A 16,157-nucleotide genomic window follows, 5' to 3' on the forward strand; every position below is an offset into this window, starting at 1 on the left:
CGGTTTATTTGCAGAGTTTTTTGTAATTTTAAAGAATTTCTTATGGAAGAGAAACTTTGTTGAAATGGTTCTTCTAGTTCTTGGCGCTCACGAGTTTAATTGAAACTTTGTAATGCTTGTGTTGCCAGTAAAGAAATAACGGTATCATCCATTGGTGGATTATGGATTCCAGATCTAACATCTCTATAATATCGTTGCAGGGGATTAGATTTTTGTAGACTTCTAGCTCCTACGATTCTCATCGCTAAATCAACTACTTTATTGGCGCTATTTACTGCAATATGTTTAGCTGCGGCTAATTCTCCGCTCATTTCCATGCGCTTTTCTGGGTACGTATCCCACCGGTGTGCGACGAAATAAAGAGTATGTCTTGCTTTTAATAACTCTAAATCCATCTCTCCAATTTTTCTTTGAACCTCTGGAACATCTTTGATTGGACTAGGCAGACTATTCGGTTGATATTCAGAAGCAAAGGAAATGGCATAATTTCTAGCTGCAATCGCAATCCCAAGATAGCAGGCCGGAACATGAAGTAACCATGCCCTCCCCATATTGCCATTCGATGATTCCAATTGATCCAATTCTACCAGTGAATCTTCTGGTAACTCAACTTGATCCAGTACCAGATCATCACTCCGCGTACCTCGCATTCCGATCATATCCCAAGTTTCTTCGACTTTAACCCCATTAAGGCGATGGTCAACTAAAAAAGATCCAACTTTCCCTGATTCTTGAATGGTGGCTGTAACTAATGAATAATCAAGAGCTATTGCCATAGATGCAAAGGATTTCCTTCCTGTAATCACCCATTTGCCATTTCTTTTGACAGCCACCGTTTCGGGTTTTCCACCTCTTGTAGGACTTCCTGTTCCATTCTCTGTTGCCAATCGATTAATTAGCACTTTATTTTGTACAATTTCATGACAAAGCCACTTAAATTTTTCGCTATCCCATGTTTGTCTTTCCCTTAGATCATAAATAACACCAAGATGCCAACCGATGCACAAAGCGGTGGAAGCATCTCCCTGACTTAATCGCTCTTGCATAAGAAGAAATTCATAAAGTGAAATTTCTTCTCCGCCATATTGCTTAGGGACAGTAAGTGATTGGTAATTATAATCTTTTAATTTTTGGAAATTTTCGAACGGGAACCTTCCTTCTTGGTCTATATTGTCCGCTGTTTCGTGAAATTGTTCAGCAAGCTCTGATGCTAGATGTAAAAGAAATTCTTGGCGTTCATTTTGTACAAACTTTCTTGATAACTCATCAGATAAATAAGAGTGATAAGTTTTTTTACTTGCAATGCTCAAAATTATTTCTCCTTTCTTGTATTTCTGATAGGAGTACAAAAGAATTTTTGGTAAAAAATCTACATGTAATCAACATTCCTGAGTAACGTATTTCTTTCGCATATTGCCCAGTTTAAAGGGGGGAAGAAAAACTGTTTCGACCATTACAGGATGCTTTGCGAAATTACTAGCGGAATTGCTGGGGGAGATCGATGAGTACATCGCCGAGGCGTTCCCCCAGTTGTTCTTCCATTTGCGCCTCGAGGATTTGATGCAAGATGTGTTTCAACGTTTGGTCAAATCCTTTATCTTTCGTTAATAAACGTGCGTCACTACGACAATAGGGTTTTTATTGTCATTGACTAGGTACCGATATATGAGAATATCTTGATTTAGGTTCAGGCAATCCTAGATGCTCTCGTAACGTTGTTCCTTCATATTCCTTTCTGAACAATCCTCTTTCTTGAAGGATTGGAATTACCTGATCAACAAATTCAGATAAGCCGTCAGGATAATACGGGAACATAAGATTAAAACCATCTGCTCCTTCATTTATTATCCACTCTTCTAACTGGTCCGCTATTTGCTCCGGCGTACCAAAAATGATTCGATGTCCTCGCGATCCGGCAACTCGCTTATAAAGCTCTCTTATAGTTAAGTTTTCTCTTCTTGCAAGATCAATAATTAACTTTCTTCTGCTCTTATTTCCGTTGGTTTCTGGAATTTCTTCTGGCAAAGGATCATCTAATGAGTAGTTAGAAAAATCGATGCCCCCTAAGTAGTCAGAAAGAAAAGCTAAGCCGATTTCAGGAACAATAAGCTCTTGTAGCTGTTCATATTTTTCTCTGGCTTCCTGTTCCGTATTTCCTATATATGGAGAAACACCTGGCATAATTATTACTTCATCAGGCATTCTACCGAATTCCGCTGCTTTCTTTTTCACTTTTCTATAGAAATGCTGAGCTTCTTCCAATGTTTGTTGAGCAGTAAAGATAACGTCTGCAATTTGTGCTGCAAAATTTATTCCGTCTTCCGATGATCCTGCTTGGATAAGGACTGGCCTTCCTTGTGGAGAACGTGAAGAATTCAATGGACCTTTTACAGAAAAATATTTGCCTTTGTGGTTTAAAGTATGTAACTTTTTAGGATCAAAATAAACGCCCGATTGTTTATCCCGAATTAGTGCGTCCTTTTCCCAGCTATCCCACAGTCCTTTAACCACCTCAACAAACTCTTTTGCCCGCTCGTAACGAAGATGATGCTCTAAATGAACGTCTTGACTGAAATTTTTAGCTTCGTCTTCATAGTATGAAGTCACTACATTCCATGCGGCTCTTCCTTTGCTTAAATGATCTAGAGAAGAAAATTTTCTCGCAATATGGAAGGGTTCGTTATAGGTGGTCGTCGCCGTTGCTGCCAGCCCAATATGGGATGTGACAACAGACAGCGCAGCCAATAAAGTAATAGGTTCAAATCTCACTAATTCAGCCGGATGCGAAAGTTCATTAAAAGATAACCCGTCGCTTAAAAATAACATATCTAATTTTCCTTTTTCTGCTATTTGAGCTATTTTACAAAAAAAGCGGAAATCCTCACATCCATCAGCTTGAACATGAGGATGTCTCCAAGATGCAATATGATGGCCTGTTCCCATAAGAAAAACGCCCAATTTCATTTGCTTTTTTTTCATTCTTCAATCCCCCTATAATCTTTCGATGCTTACTTTTTCTGATACGCTGGATTCCATTTAAGAAAATATTGTTCCAAAAATTTTGCCAACGAGTCCGCTAGCTTGCCTAGTAGGGCATATAACAATATGGATAACACCACAACATCCAATTGCATGAATTCACGGGCATTCATCGCCATATATCCGATTCCAGAACTTGCCGCCACGGTTTCAGCGACAATCAGTGTCAACCACATGACACCAAGGGCATAACGTAAACCAACTAAAATGGAAGGTAATGCACCAGGGAAAATTACATTCGAAAACAAGATCCACTTAGATAGACCATATACTTTTCCCATTTCAATTAAATCTTTTGGAACGGAAATGACGCCATGGTAGGTATTAATATAGATTGGGAAAAATACACCAATGATTACGAGAAAAATTTTTGCTTCCTCTCCTACACCAAACCATAAAATAACGATTGGAATTAAGGCTAAATGCGGAATATTACGAAACATTTGAATAGTTGTATTTAAGTACTTTTCAGCTACAGGATAGATTCCATTTAATAATCCAAGAATTAATCCAATTCCACCTCCAATCACAAATCCAATAAAAGCACGGGTAAAACTAACTCCAATATTCGTTAATAACTCTCCATTTTTCGTCAAAGCAATCCCCGCTAATACGACTTCAAGAGGAGACGGTAATACTTTTTCTGAAATCCACCCGATTGCAGAGAATAGCTGCCAAGCAATTAACAGCAGAATGGGAACCATCCATGGGGCAATCTGATCGTAGATTTTCCTTATTTTTTTCATCGATATTTTCTCTCCTCATCCGTTTTCCTTATGGATACCATACATGATCTTCGATTTGTACTTGTTTTTTGATAAGACCGATTTTTAACAAATCATCTGCTTCTGCTTGCAAATCATGCACAGCTTTTTCATCCATAAAGTGAACATCCGACTTTTTATTTTTTAACACTTTCTCCCACGTTTCTGCCGGGATATTGGTTGCTTTTTGCAACAACGAGGCAGCTTCTGTAGGGTCATTATTAATTTGTTTTCCTGCATTGGATAAATGTTCTACAAATTTTTTTACTATTTCAGGATGTTTTTTCGCCATTTCAGGAGTGCTGAAATAAAAAGTGCGATACGGAACAATTCCAGTCGCATCCTTTAAAACGATGTTCCCTTTGCTTTCAGCAACCGTCATATAAGGATCCCACACGACCCACGCATCCACTTCACCTTGTTCAAAAGCAATGCTTGCTTCGGGAGGATTAAGGTACACCGGCTCCACATCATCCATAGATAAACCTACTGACTCTAAAGCTTTGGTTAATAAATATTGAGCAATCGAAGCCTTATTAAAGGCTATTCTTTTTCCTTTTAAATCTTCAAGTGATTTAATTCCAGAATCCTTTCTCACCAATATTCCCTCTGAAGACGGGGACGATGGCTCACTGGCAATATATTTAAAATTACTACCTTTCTCAAGCGCAAATATTGATGGTATATCCCCTGCACCTGCAAAATCAATGCTTCCAGCATTTAAGGCTTCAAGGATAGAACTTCCGGTGTTAAACTCTGACCATGTAACTTTATATCCTTCTTTTTCTAACTCTTTTTGAAGTTCTTGTTTATGTTTTAACAATAATGTAGTGCCATTTTTTTGATATCCAATATTAATTTCTTTGTTTTTCCCGCTCGTTTCTTCCGTTTTACCGCAGGATGCTAATAAAAGGGAAAATACTAGGAAATTAATGATCAAAAGAATATTTTTACTTAGCTTCATTGACCTCATTGTCTATTCTCCAATCAATTTTGTTTTATAACATCACCTAGAGTTCCGTGTAATGGAGGGCCATTAAACAAACTGTTTTTGTGCGAGTTTTTCTCGCACTTTCGGAATTACTAACTCTCCCAATTGTTCAATCGTTTCCAAATGCGGAAAGCCTCTCAGCAACACTTTATCGAATCCTAATTCCACAAATTCTACAATCCGTTCAGCTATTTGGTCTGGAGTACCCACAAGGGCAATAGAATTTCCAGACAAAACTTGAGTCAGTCCCGCCCATAAATTTGGACCAATTTTAAAATTATTTTCTTTACTGCTTTCCATTAGTTGATGTAGGCGTTTTGCACCAACTGAATCTCCTTTAACAATCATTTCCTCTTTTTTTTCTAATATAGGTGCTGACACCTTGCTTATTAGCTTGTTCGCATTTTCCCAAGCTTCTTCTTCCGTTTTCCCTAGTATGACTTGAAAAGAAATACTATAACTCAGCTTTCGGTTATATTTGGCAGATTTTTGTTTCATTTCTTCAATTCTCTGTTTTGTATTTTCAAGAGTTTCCCCCCACATCATATAAACATCCGCTTCTTCCGCCGCAACTTCTTTTGCTATTTCCGATGCCCCTCCAAAGTAGATTTGTAGTTTTTTTACTGGTTTTGGAAATAATGAAGCGCCTTTTAATGTAAAAAATTCTCCATGGTAGTCAACGTTTTCTTCAGTAAATAATTTTTTTAATATTTGAATGTATTCGCGTGTCCGCTTATAACGAGTATCATGATCTAAATAATCACCCTCGCTAGCTAACTCTATTGGCGAACCTCCAGTAACAATATTCACCAGAGCTCTCCCGCCTGACCAATAATCCACAGTTGCAAACTGTTTGGCAAAGGTAGTAGGTGCAATAAAACCAGGGCGGATTGCAAATAGGAATTTTAATTTGTTTGTATGGGCGATTAAATTTGCAGCAACTGCTAGAGAATCAAGGCATCCTGCACCGGTCGGCAGTAAAAGAGTCGAGAATCCGCTTTTTTCAGCAGCCTGGGCAATAGCCTTAATATATTCTAAGGTAGGGGGACGTTCTGCGTTTTCATCTGTTCCTGTCCAGCTATTCAGTTTTGATGAGTTATTGACTAATCCTACAAGTGTACTGTCCCCTGATGTAGGAGCCATTGTGATAAATTCGACCATGTAACATTCCTCCAATGTAATTTAATGTTTTTATTTGTGATAGTTCGGCGTTACTTCGATGCATAAAACTGCAATTCATCAATTAACAAAAACAGCCTGCTATTCATTCACGGCGCTTTTTAGATTCTCTATTTCCTTTTTAGATGATGTTTTTCCCAATACATTTGCCAAAACTTTTTCTTCTAATTCAACAAAAGCTGAATCAGACCGGTTTCGAGGTCTTGGGAGGGGAATTGGCAAATCCATTTTTATCGTTCCTTTTTCTATTAAAATAACGCGATCAGCTAAAGTAATAGCTTCATTTACATCATGGGTAACCAATAATGCAGTGAATTTTTGTTGCTGCCAAATCTCCTCTATAAGTGTTTGCATCTCCATGCGAGTTAAAGCATCCAAAGCTCCTAAAGGTTCATCTAGCAATAACAATTGTGGTTGAGCTGCTAGAGCTCTTGCTAACGAAACTCGTTGCTTTTGTCCCCCTGATAAAATGGAAGGCCAATCGTTAGCCCGTTCTTCTAACCCGACTTGTTTCAATGCCCAAATTGCTCGTTGCTTCCACTCTTTTTGGAGACCAAGTCCTACTCCGACATTTTCGAGAACAGATTTCCAAGGCAGTAAACGTGCTTCCTGGAACATAATTCGTGCTTGAGGATTTAAACCCTTAATAATTTTTCCATTTTGTCTAATTTCCCCAGAAGTTGCTTTTTCCAGTCCGGCAATGAGTCTGAGTAATGTGCTTTTTCCACAACCGCTTTTCCCAACAATAGCAACAAATTCACCTGAGGCTATTTGTAAATCAATCTTACGTAAAACGTTTAAATGACCAAAGGATTTCTCCAATTGATGAATACTTAGCTCTACACCACTCGTTTCGAGCATATTCTTTTCCCCCCATGTTGGTCGGCATTTTATTGTTTCTCATCCAATAGCTAGCTTGGTACAATTTCTTGGGCTGGAAGGTGATTTTTTATAAGAACTTTTCCATTGTTTAAGAGTTCCTGAAAAGTATGGAACTTTATTTGTCCATGGAGTTGACAAAATTGAATATTATTTTCCTGAGCTTTCGCATATGAAAGCTCGCAAAAAGTTTTAGGAGGGGAAGCGAAAACTGTTGCTCCTTTTTCTTGTGCAAAACGCAAAACCGCTCCACGTCGTCCTTCTTTCAAATGAAGAGCTGGATTGGGATAATCTTGATACTTTCCTGATTCTGTGTCATAGATTCTGATAATTGTTCCATCAATGATGGGCAAAATATTTTCATCTTGATCTAATACTAAAGCAATGATCATTTAGCTGATCTAACCTCCTTTTTTACGTTTTATATCCGAGTAAATACATATGATTAGTATTTATTAAATACTATAACTCCATTTTGATCATTTGTATAATTGAAAAAATAGAAGAAATCGTTCAAAAAAAATGAAGAGAAATTTATAAGTCTTTTTTTTCATGGTCGCTTGCCAAATTCATATATAGAATCTCAATCAATCTTTCAATTGATTTATTATTGTAGAACCTTTCAGAATTTCTCAGTATTCCTACTGTTAACCCTTTATGAAAATCGGCAATTGGTTTTATAACAGTGCCTTTAGGAGGGTTTTTTACTGTTATCCGGGGAACTACTGCTATTCCTAAAGCAGATTGAACATAATGTTTTAAGGCAAGCATATTGCTTATTTCAATTCCGTAGACAGGATTAATACCTAATTCAATCATTTTCTTTTCCAGATTATTACGGAAGGGACACGAGGAACTAGTCATTAGTAGTTGTTCATTTTTTAAATCTTCTAAATAAATGATTTCTTTTTGACTAAGATGATGTTCAACTGGGACTAACAGTACCACTTCTTCTGAAAACAACGGATCAAAGACTGTATTTGTAGCCATTTCAGGAGCCGTACAAATAGCTAAGTCAACTTCATCATTCATTACCATATCAACCAAAGACTTGCTGCTATGAATTTGAATGTTTAATTGAATTTTTGGATATTTTTTTCTGAAAGAGGCTAATAGGGGTGGCAATCGATAGCTTGCTGTTGGTTCCATTACACCGATTCTAATTATTCCGGATTCACCTTGTACTAATTCTTTCAGTAAACTTTGGAGATTTTCAAAGCCTTTTAAGAGGAATTCTCCTTTTTCGCTTAACAATCTTCCTGCTTCTGTAAGCTGCAATGTTTTGCCTCTTTTAAGCAAAGTAACACCTAACTCAGCTTCTAAGTTTTTAATATGAGTAGTAATAGTTGATTGAGCATAGTTTAATTCTTCTGCTGCTCGTTGGAAACTCCCATATTTTACAACAGTTTTAAATGTCTTTATTGTTCTTAAGTCCATTGTATCGCCTCCTTTGCGTTGATATAGAAAAATGCAGATTGCCAAAGAATGGTCAATCTGCTATCTACATCATCAAAAATGTTTTGTACGTACTACTGAAAGTGCCTGTTCAATATCGGCGATAATATCGTTAGCGTCTTCTAATCCAACTGATAAACGAATCTGCTCTGGAGTGACACCTGCCTGAAGTTGCTCTTCTGGAAGTAAGCGCGAGTGGGTGGTAGTTGCCGGGTGAATAACCAATGATTTAGAATCGCCTACATTAGCGACATGGGAGAGAAGCTTGACTGAATTTATAAATGTTTTAGCTGCTTCTAATCCTCCCTTTATTCCGAAAGTTAAGATGGATCCAGCTCCCTTAGGAAGGTATATTTTTGAAAGTTCGAATTGTGGATTATCTTTTAATGATGGATAATTTACCCATTCCACTTGTTCATGTTGGGATAAATATTCCGCCACTTTTAAGGTGTTGCTTACATGCTTTTCGATTCTTAGTGAAAGTGACTCCAATCCTTGTATAAATAACCAGCTGTTAAAAGGTGATAATGATGCTCCTAAATCATGACCAAGCTCGAATCGAGCTTTTGCAATAAAAGCATTTTCTTTAGCTAACTCCAGAAAAGAGTGATGATTCAAATAAGGTTTTTTTTCTGTGAATTCTGGAAACCTGCCGTTATTCCATGGGAATCTCCCAGAATCGACAATGGCACCGCCGATAGATGTTCCATGGCCTCCTATAAATTTAGTAAGCGAATGAACAATAATATCTGCTCCGAAGTCAAACGGTTTCTCTAAGTATGGTGTAGTGAAAGTATTATCAACGACTAACGGAATTCCGTGTTTATGTGCAATCCTGCTGAGATTTTTCAAATCAGCAATTTGCAGACTAGGATTTCCAATTGTTTCGGTAAATAACGCTTTTGTCTTTTCATTGATTGCTGCTTCCACAGCATCAAGATCATGGCCGTCAACAAAATGAACCTTAATACCGAAACGTTGAAAGGTGTTCGCAAAAAGGTTATATGTGCCGCCATATAAGGCGTTTGTAGCAACGATTTCATCACCTGCTTTTGCCAACGTATTTAACGCTATTGTAATAGCTGCCTGTCCAGAAGATACCGCAAATGCTCCGCTCCCGCCCTCTAATTGTGCTAAGCGTTTTTCCAAAACTGTATTTGTTGGATTGGCATTTCGCGAATATATGTATCCTTCTTTTTGCATTTGAAAAAGCTCATTTGCATAGTCTGCATCATCGAATACATAAGAGGTAGTTTGATAAATTGGTACCGCTCTGGAACGAGTAGTTGGATCAATATCCTGTCCCCCATGTAACGCAATGGTATCAAAATTAAAAGATCTACTAATTTTTTCTGTAGTCATTTCTCCTCATCCCCATTAATCAATTTTTGTTAAAATTTTAAATTAAAATATTATAAATAAATTCTGAAAAAATATTTCCCTCTTAGTCGAATAAAGAATGAAGATTTATATAACATAAACTTTATGTGATTCTGTCTATCGATAATCAGTTTCTTCGATTGATTAAATCAGCAAATTCCGCAACTGCTTCATCCAATCTATGGAGCAGATCTTCTGATAGACTATAACCTTCTTGTTCATTTCGGGTTATCCAAGTATCAACCGCATACACTCCCCCAAGAATGTATCTGCCTCCCAATGCGGACAGCACAGGTTTCAATGCATAGTCAATAGACAAAAGGTGAGCAATTGTGCCTCCGATAAACAGCGGAAGAATGATTTTTCCTAACAAACCTTTTTGTGGAAGTAAATCAAGATATGCCTTCAATACTCCTGTATACGCCGCTTTATACACTGGACTTGCGATGATGATGCCTTCTGCTTCTTCCACTTTTTTGTTAGCGTGCAGAATGGCTTCACTATCGAATTTCGCTTTGATTAAATCTTCCGAGGGCAATTCCGCGACTTGGATGTGTTCGATTTCAATACCCGCTTGTAATAGCCGTTGTTCTACGTATTGAATCATTCCATTAAGTCTTGATGTTAAAGAAGGACTTCCGTTGATAATGACTACTTTGCTCATATAGTTTGCTCCTTTCTACTATACTGATCTAAAACATATAAATCATATTGGATTAGTATGTTTTATGTTCGTAATCATATCACCATATTTATTTACTGTCAATATCGTCGTAGAAATGAATGTTTTTTTGTTGTCTGTCACGCATCGATGCGATGAGCTTCCTTGAGATGGATTCACATGGCTGTAGAAGGAGTTCGCTTGCACTGCGGCTTCTTGGAATGAACCGAGCGTCGGGCTTTGGAGGCTCCAGCCGGACTGCCACAGGCAGGGAGGCGGCCAGCCGAGAAGACCGGCGCAGGCTTGATGAATGGTCTAATGGATGGCTTATCAGAGGCACAAAAAATAGCGCATTTAGATAAATCCAAGGGTATACGATGTAGACATGGGGAAAAGCGACGGAAATTTGTCCAGGAGCATAAATCTATTTGTCTTTTTTGATGCTATTTCATGAAAAATGAATCAGAAAAAACAAGGGGAGTCCTCCTCTCCGGTAAAACTAATCATTCGACGTTATTGAAGGAAGGCTTCTCCGTTATTTAAATTAGTTTCTAGAATGTCTGCATCTAATTGCTTGAACAAGGCATTATTTGCAAAGTTCGCCCCCGCTTGTCTGTCAATTTTATGATACAATGAAATCGGAAATCATAGAGACGAAAGCGGGGAGAAATGCGTGTATCTTGGGGCGATTGAAGCAGGCGGCACGAAATTTGTATGCGCTGTCGGGGATCGTGACGGAAATATAAAAGAGAGAGTGACATTTCCAACGACGACACCAGAAGAAACGATGCGCCATGTCGTCGATTTTTTTAGCCGATATGAATTAGAGGCGATCGGCATCGGTTCCTTTGGTCCGATTGATTTGCATCCCGATAGTGCGACATATGGCTATATTACAAGCACACCGAAACAAAAATGGGTGAATTTTAATTTTGTCGGTGAAATGAAACGGCATTTCCAAGTGCCGATCGGATTTGACACGGATGTGAATGCGGCAGCGCTCGGTGAACGGCGCTGGGGTGCCGCAAAAGGGATGCGAAGCTGCATTTATATTACGGTTGGAACCGGAATCGGCGTCGGGGCGATTGTTGAAGGGAACCTGCTCCATGGTCTTATGCATCCGGAAATGGGACATATTCTTATTCGCCGTCATCCGGAAGACACATTTGCCGGTGTTTGCCCATATCATGGAGATTGTTTAGAAGGAATGGCGTCCGGACCGGCGATTGAAAAGCGCTGGGGGAAAAAAGGCGCGGAGCTGGCCGATCGCTCGGAAGTATGGGAGTTAGAAGCGTTTTATTTAGCGCAGGCGATTGCCAATTATATCTTAATTTTATCGCCGGAGAAAGTCATTATCGGCGGCGGTGTCATGAAGCAAAAACAGCTGTTGCCCAACATTCGTCATCATGTCATGGAGTTTCTCAACGGATACGTACAACACGAGGCGATTTTACAAAAAATAGACGAGTATATCGTCCTGCCTGGATTAGGGGATAACGCTGGAATTTGCGGTGCACTTGCGTTAGCGAAACAAGCGCTTGATGAATAATCGGAAGCAAAATGCGACCGTTCGTTGCGGAAAAGAATGCAACGAAAACGGTCGTTTTTTTATTATAATCAGGCGAAAAAACATTCTTCTGATGGCACCGCATCCATTGGCTTGTTAATGGTAATATGGCGCATAAGGCTTGTGAGATTTTAACAATCGGTACAGGAAGGTGTTAGTAGCAGATTGCTTGTTTTATCCAACGATAGAACCATATAAGAGCAATGAAATCATGCCATATTTATTGACAAATATATTTTTTTATGATATTATAAAACTTTTATTTATTTACATTTTGTTTAGAACTATGGTAAATAATATATTACGAAATGTTTAGCATCAAAACTAATATTAATATTATTCATTAAGGGAGAGGATTCCATGAAGATTTCGAATGGAGTGGCCATGCTTGAATTAAAAGTTCAAGGTTTTGTTTTAAATCCTACGCTGGTTTGGGATGATGAAACCGCCGTTTTAATTGATGCCGGCATGCCTGGGCAATTGGAACAAATACGTGCTGCCATGAGTGAGGTCGGCGTCTCCTTTGATAAATTGAAAGCAGTCATTCTGACGCATCAGGATTTGGATCACATAGGGAGTCTTCCTGAAATACGAAAAGAATCCAATAACCGCATTGAAGTGTATGCACACGAGCTTGACAAACCATATATTGAGGGGGATTTGCCTCTGATCAAAACAGACCCCAACCGCATGAGTAAAGAAGAATGGGTGTCTCTTCCGGAAGAAATGCGGATTTTATATCAGAATCCTCCGAAAGTGAAAGTTGACAAGACGGTGGATGACGGCCAAGAGCTTCCTTATTGCGGGGGGATTCGTGTTATTTTTACGCCTGGGCATACTCCAGGACATATTAGTCTGTATTTAAAACAAAGTAAAATCCTTGTTGCCGGGGATGCAATGATATGTTTAAATGGCTCTTTGCACGGACCGGTTCAGCGAACCACGCTAGATATGAATACAGCGCTTCGTTCATTGGAAAAATTTTTGGACTTAGATATAGAATCTGTGATTTGTTATCACGGAGGTATTTGTAATGGCAACGTGAAAAACCAGCTCCAACACCTTGTAAGGCAGGACGGCAACATAGCAGAAAAGAAATGAAAGTGGATACATTCAAAAAATAGCAGTTTGATAGGCAGTGAAAAAACGCTTTCTATTCAGCTATTAGGAATCGTGGGCTTCATCAATAAGCAGCTTTGGTTTGTGAAACCATCATCCGCGGTGAAGCCTGCCTCATCGTCGAAAGGATCGGCAGGGAAGGCAGCAGCAAAGAAGAAAGACAAAAAAGCAAATGGACGATTTTTATTATTTTTTTTTTGACTATTAAGTCAACAAAAATTTGACGATATGGTCATTTTTTTGTGAACATAATTGTTGATAAAAAATAAAAAGGTGCTTATAATGGTGTTTGTGATGTCGGTGACCATTCGGTCAAATTTGCGGCATAGGAATCGAGGTGCCTTTCAATGGACAAATGTAACAAACCCATTCGCTTTGAACGTGTAGTGGAGGCGTTGCGAAAACATGGGGTGCACGTCGAGCTCGTCAAACCGCGCTCGCAACTGTCTGTATATAAGCATATGCTACAAAATGCATGCCCTCGTGAAATTTCCTCTATCTAGGAGATGAAAAAAGGAATGGCCGATGAACGTAAAGTCCAGTTTATTGAAACAGCTATGAAATTATTTGCGGAAAAAGGGTATTACTCTACATCGATTCAAGATATTGTCGATGCCTGGGGTATTTCGAAAGGAGCATTTTATCATCACTTTTCGTCCAAAGAAGATTTGATGCTTGCCATCATTCAGCACCATTTTGAAAAAATGATGGAAAGTTTCACCGTCATTCCACAGGATAGCGGTTCGGAAAAAGAGCGGTTTATTCAACAAATCGCTGCGCATTTTGCGAATATGCATGAGCATAAAGAATTTTTGCAAATGATGATGACCGAACAAATCCCAAAAATTAGCAGCGATATTCACCTTTATTTATTGAAGCAGCGTGCTTATATCTTTTCGTGGTATTGCGACCGCCTCATCGAAGTATATGGAACAGAGGTAGAGCGGTACGTGTTTGATGTGGCGACGATGCTCAACGGCATGATTCGCCAATATATGTTTTGCTTCTTTTTGCGGCCAGGCAAGCTGCATGCCGAAGAAGTGGCGCGTTTTCTCGTGCGGCGTTTGGATGCGATCATTGCGAGTTTTTCTCATGAAGAAGCGCCGATTTTAGACAAAGAAATGGTAGAGCCGCTGATCAAAATGGAAGAAAAAGAGCGGTGTGTATTGCAAGAAAAGATTAGCGACCGCATTGCCCATATGCAAAAAAAGATTCTATCGCTTTCGCTCGATAAAAAGATACAGCACGAGCTTCATGCTGCGCTGGATACGTTAGAAGCAGAATTAATGAATGAAGAGTCGGCGCCGAGGGAATATGTCGTGCAAGGGATTTTATTATATATCGAGAACCGGCATCTTCCGCTGCTTGCGGATGATTTGGCCGCATTAAGAAAGGATATTGAACAATATCGGAAAACGAATAATAGATGGGAGAGAAGTAAATGGAAAAAGCATTAGAAATGCCAACTAGCACCATTCGACATCGGAATATATTAATTACGGGTCTTATCATTGCCATGCTGTTTGGCGCGTTAGACGGAACGATCGTCGGAACGGCGATGCCGCGCATCGTTGGGGAGCTTGGCGGATTAAGTTTAATGACATGGCTGACGACCGCGTATATGTTGACATCGACAACGGTTGTGCCGATTGCCGGCAAGCTTGCGGATTTATTAGGCAGGCGAGTCATTTATGTGACAGGACTCGTCATTTTTATGGTTGGCTCTGCCCTTTGCGGCATGGCAAATGACATGACAGAGCTCATCATTTACCGAGGACTGCAAGGAATCGGCGGGGGAATTATGATGCCTATGGCCATGGTTGTCATCGGAGATGTGTTTACCGGAAAAGAGCGTGCGAAATGGCAAGGGGTTTTTGGTGGATTATATGGTCTTGCCTCTGTCATAGGTCCGCAAATCGGGGGATTTATCGTCGACCATTTGAATTGGCGCTGGGTATTTTATATTAATCTTCCTGTCGGGATTTTGGCAACGATTTTTATTGCGATGGGATTGAGCAAATATAAAGCGGAAGGACCAGTGAAGTTTGATCTTGCCGGGATGTTCACGATGGTTGTCGGCGTGGTTAGCTTGCTTTTAGCGTTAACGTTTGGCGGGGATAAGTATGAATGGACATCATGGCAAATCATTACCTTGTTTGCGGTGGCACTCGTCTTTTTAACGCTGTTTGTATTCGTAGAGAGGAAAGCGGAAGAACCGATTTTGCCGATGCATTTATTTAAACACCGTACGTTTACCGTGTTAAATGGAATTGGCTTTTTAATGAGTGTCGGCATGTTTGGTGCGATTATGTTCGTTCCGTTTTTTATGCAAGGGGTTGTCGGAGTAAGTGCAACCCAGTCCGGCACGATTATGACGCCGATGATGATTACGATGATTATCGGAAGCATCGTTGGTGGCCGAATGGTTTATAAAATTGGTGTAAAATCACAGCTGTTCATTGGCATGGTCGTGATGGCGGCAGGGTTCGGTTTATTAAGCACAATGGACGTGGATACGTCCCAATTCACCGCCACGTTGTATATGATTATTCTAGGGATTGGAATGGGGTTAGTGATGCCGATTTTAACGCTGGCTTTGCAAGAAAGTTTTCCAAAGTCGGAGCTTGGCGTCGTCACCTCCTCCAGCCAGTTTTTCCGTGCGATCGGCGGAACGTTCGGTATGACGGTGTTAGGGGCGATTATGAACCATCGGTCGAGCCAGCTGCTAGATGACCGTCTCATGCCAATGCTTCGGTCGCTTCCTGCACAAGCAAAAGGAATGGTGGACCGGTTTGCCCATATGATTCATGATGATCCGCAAGGGCTTTATTCCGTTTTGCTTAGCCCGGAAGCGCTGGCGAAAATACCGCCGCAAATGCGGGAAACGTTTGTGCCGATTTTAAAACAGTCGCTTGTGGATTCACTTCAATCTGTTTTCCTATTTGGACTTATTTTTGTCATTGGCGGAACAGTGCTTGTATTTGGGCTGAAGAAAATCACACTGTCTGACCGCCGGCAATTGCAAGAAACGGCGAAAAACGAAAAACTGCCGCAGAGCTAGCTCTCTGCGGCGGTTTTTTTTGTGCTGCGAAACGAGGAAAGACGGCGGCAAATAGATGCGTT

General features: G+C 39.8%; 14 protein-coding genes. 4 read left to right on the plus strand and 10 right to left on the minus strand.

What is annotated here, in order from left to right:
* Window positions 1-95 precede the first annotated feature (95 nt).
* The 10 genes from BV455_RS10175 to ssuE all read right to left on the minus strand — a co-directional run bounded on the left by BV455_RS10175 (window position 96) and on the right by ssuE (window position 10,351).
* Window positions 96-1,310, minus strand: coding sequence for an acyl-CoA dehydrogenase family protein (locus tag BV455_RS10175; RefSeq protein ID WP_218687150.1), 1,215 nt, complete (start codon window positions 1,308-1,310; stop codon window positions 96-98).
* Window positions 1,311-1,644: 334 nt separating this feature from the next.
* On the minus strand, window positions 1,645-2,979 hold the full coding sequence (locus BV455_RS10180; RefSeq protein WP_218687151.1) for an LLM class flavin-dependent oxidoreductase: 1,335 nt from the start codon (window positions 2,977-2,979) through the stop codon (window positions 1,645-1,647).
* Between the two features lie 29 nt (window positions 2,980-3,008).
* Window positions 3,009-3,785: an aliphatic sulfonate ABC transporter permease SsuC gene (gene ssuC, locus BV455_RS10185; protein ID WP_218687152.1), complete on the minus strand. Its 777-nt coding sequence runs from the start codon at window positions 3,783-3,785 to the stop codon at window positions 3,009-3,011.
* A gap of 28 nt (window positions 3,786-3,813) precedes the next feature.
* On the minus strand, window positions 3,814-4,776 hold the full coding sequence (locus BV455_RS10190) for an aliphatic sulfonate ABC transporter substrate-binding protein (RefSeq protein WP_218687153.1): 963 nt from the start codon (window positions 4,774-4,776) through the stop codon (window positions 3,814-3,816).
* Between the two features lie 63 nt (window positions 4,777-4,839).
* Window positions 4,840-5,955 carry an LLM class flavin-dependent oxidoreductase gene (locus tag BV455_RS10195; RefSeq protein WP_218687154.1) on the minus strand — a complete coding sequence of 372 codons (1,116 nt, stop codon included), beginning with the start codon at window positions 5,953-5,955 and terminating at the stop codon, window positions 4,840-4,842.
* A gap of 99 nt (window positions 5,956-6,054) precedes the next feature.
* A complete protein-coding gene (locus BV455_RS10200; protein WP_218687155.1) occupies window positions 6,055-6,834 on the minus strand; it encodes an ATP-binding cassette domain-containing protein in 780 nt (259 codons plus the stop codon).
* A gap of 50 nt (window positions 6,835-6,884) precedes the next feature.
* A complete protein-coding gene (locus BV455_RS10205) occupies window positions 6,885-7,244 on the minus strand; it encodes a NifB/NifX family molybdenum-iron cluster-binding protein (RefSeq protein WP_218687156.1) in 360 nt (119 codons plus the stop codon).
* Between the two features lie 142 nt (window positions 7,245-7,386).
* Window positions 7,387-8,289, minus strand: a complete 903-nt coding sequence (locus BV455_RS10210) for a LysR family transcriptional regulator (RefSeq protein ID WP_218687157.1) — start codon at window positions 8,287-8,289, stop codon at window positions 7,387-7,389.
* A gap of 72 nt (window positions 8,290-8,361) precedes the next feature.
* Entirely contained in the window at window positions 8,362-9,669 is a 1,308-nt protein-coding gene (locus BV455_RS10215) for an O-acetylhomoserine aminocarboxypropyltransferase/cysteine synthase family protein (RefSeq protein ID WP_218687158.1), read from the minus strand.
* A 145-nt stretch (window positions 9,670-9,814) separates the two neighbouring features.
* Window positions 9,815-10,351: an NADPH-dependent FMN reductase gene (ssuE, locus tag BV455_RS10220; RefSeq protein ID WP_218687159.1), complete on the minus strand. Its 537-nt coding sequence runs from the start codon at window positions 10,349-10,351 to the stop codon at window positions 9,815-9,817.
* Between the two features lie 670 nt (window positions 10,352-11,021).
* On the opposite strand from ssuE, the gene BV455_RS10225 reads away from it, so the two are divergent.
* The 4 genes from BV455_RS10225 (at window position 11,022) to BV455_RS10240 (ending at window position 16,095) form a co-directional block, all read left to right on the plus strand.
* Complete coding sequence (locus tag BV455_RS10225) at window positions 11,022-11,897, plus strand: ROK family protein (protein WP_218687160.1); 876 nt, start codon at window positions 11,022-11,024, stop codon at window positions 11,895-11,897.
* A gap of 378 nt (window positions 11,898-12,275) precedes the next feature.
* The gene (locus tag BV455_RS10230) at window positions 12,276-13,016 is read left to right on the plus strand and encodes an MBL fold metallo-hydrolase (protein WP_017436465.1); all 741 of its coding nucleotides are present in this window, start codon (window positions 12,276-12,278) and stop codon (window positions 13,014-13,016) included.
* Between the two features lie 536 nt (window positions 13,017-13,552).
* The gene (locus tag BV455_RS10235; protein WP_218687161.1) at window positions 13,553-14,491 is read left to right on the plus strand and encodes a TetR/AcrR family transcriptional regulator; all 939 of its coding nucleotides are present in this window, start codon (window positions 13,553-13,555) and stop codon (window positions 14,489-14,491) included.
* Window positions 14,476-16,095 (plus strand): MDR family MFS transporter, encoded by a 1,620-nt coding sequence (locus BV455_RS10240; protein WP_218687162.1) that lies wholly within the window; start codon window positions 14,476-14,478, stop codon window positions 16,093-16,095. The genes BV455_RS10235 and BV455_RS10240 overlap by 16 nt, the downstream gene beginning before the upstream one ends.
* Window positions 16,096-16,157: the final 62 nt, after the last annotated feature.

This window comes from Parageobacillus caldoxylosilyticus, assembly GCF_019272935.1.
Lineage (GTDB): Bacteria > Bacillota > Bacilli > Bacillales > Anoxybacillaceae > Saccharococcus > Saccharococcus caldoxylosilyticus.

Coding starts and splice junctions, on each gene's coding strand:
- BV455_RS10180 (WP_218687151.1), bottom strand. CDS start 2,979: ATGAAAAAAAAGCAAATGAAATTGGGCGTTTTTCTTATGGGAACAGGC.
- ssuC (WP_218687152.1), bottom strand. CDS start 3,785: ATGAAAAAAATAAGGAAAATCTACGATCAGATTGCCCCATGGATGGTT.
- BV455_RS10190 (WP_218687153.1), bottom strand. CDS start 4,776: ATGAGGTCAATGAAGCTAAGTAAAAATATTCTTTTGATCATTAATTTC.
- BV455_RS10195 (WP_218687154.1), bottom strand. CDS start 5,955: ATGGTCGAATTTATCACAATGGCTCCTACATCAGGGGACAGTACACTT.
- BV455_RS10200 (WP_218687155.1), bottom strand. CDS start 6,834: ATGCTCGAAACGAGTGGTGTAGAGCTAAGTATTCATCAATTGGAGAAA.
- BV455_RS10205 (WP_218687156.1), bottom strand. CDS start 7,244: ATGATCATTGCTTTAGTATTAGATCAAGATGAAAATATTTTGCCCATC.
- BV455_RS10210 (WP_218687157.1), bottom strand. CDS start 8,289: ATGGACTTAAGAACAATAAAGACATTTAAAACTGTTGTAAAATATGGG.
- BV455_RS10215 (WP_218687158.1), bottom strand. CDS start 9,669: ATGACTACAGAAAAAATTAGTAGATCTTTTAATTTTGATACCATTGCG.
- ssuE (WP_218687159.1), bottom strand. CDS start 10,351: ATGAGCAAAGTAGTCATTATCAACGGAAGTCCTTCTTTAACATCAAGA.
- BV455_RS10230 (WP_017436465.1), top strand. CDS start 12,276: ATGAAGATTTCGAATGGAGTGGCCATGCTTGAATTAAAAGTTCAAGGT.
- BV455_RS10235 (WP_218687161.1), top strand. CDS start 13,553: ATGGCCGATGAACGTAAAGTCCAGTTTATTGAAACAGCTATGAAATTA.
- BV455_RS10240 (WP_218687162.1), top strand. CDS start 14,476: ATGGAAAAAGCATTAGAAATGCCAACTAGCACCATTCGACATCGGAAT.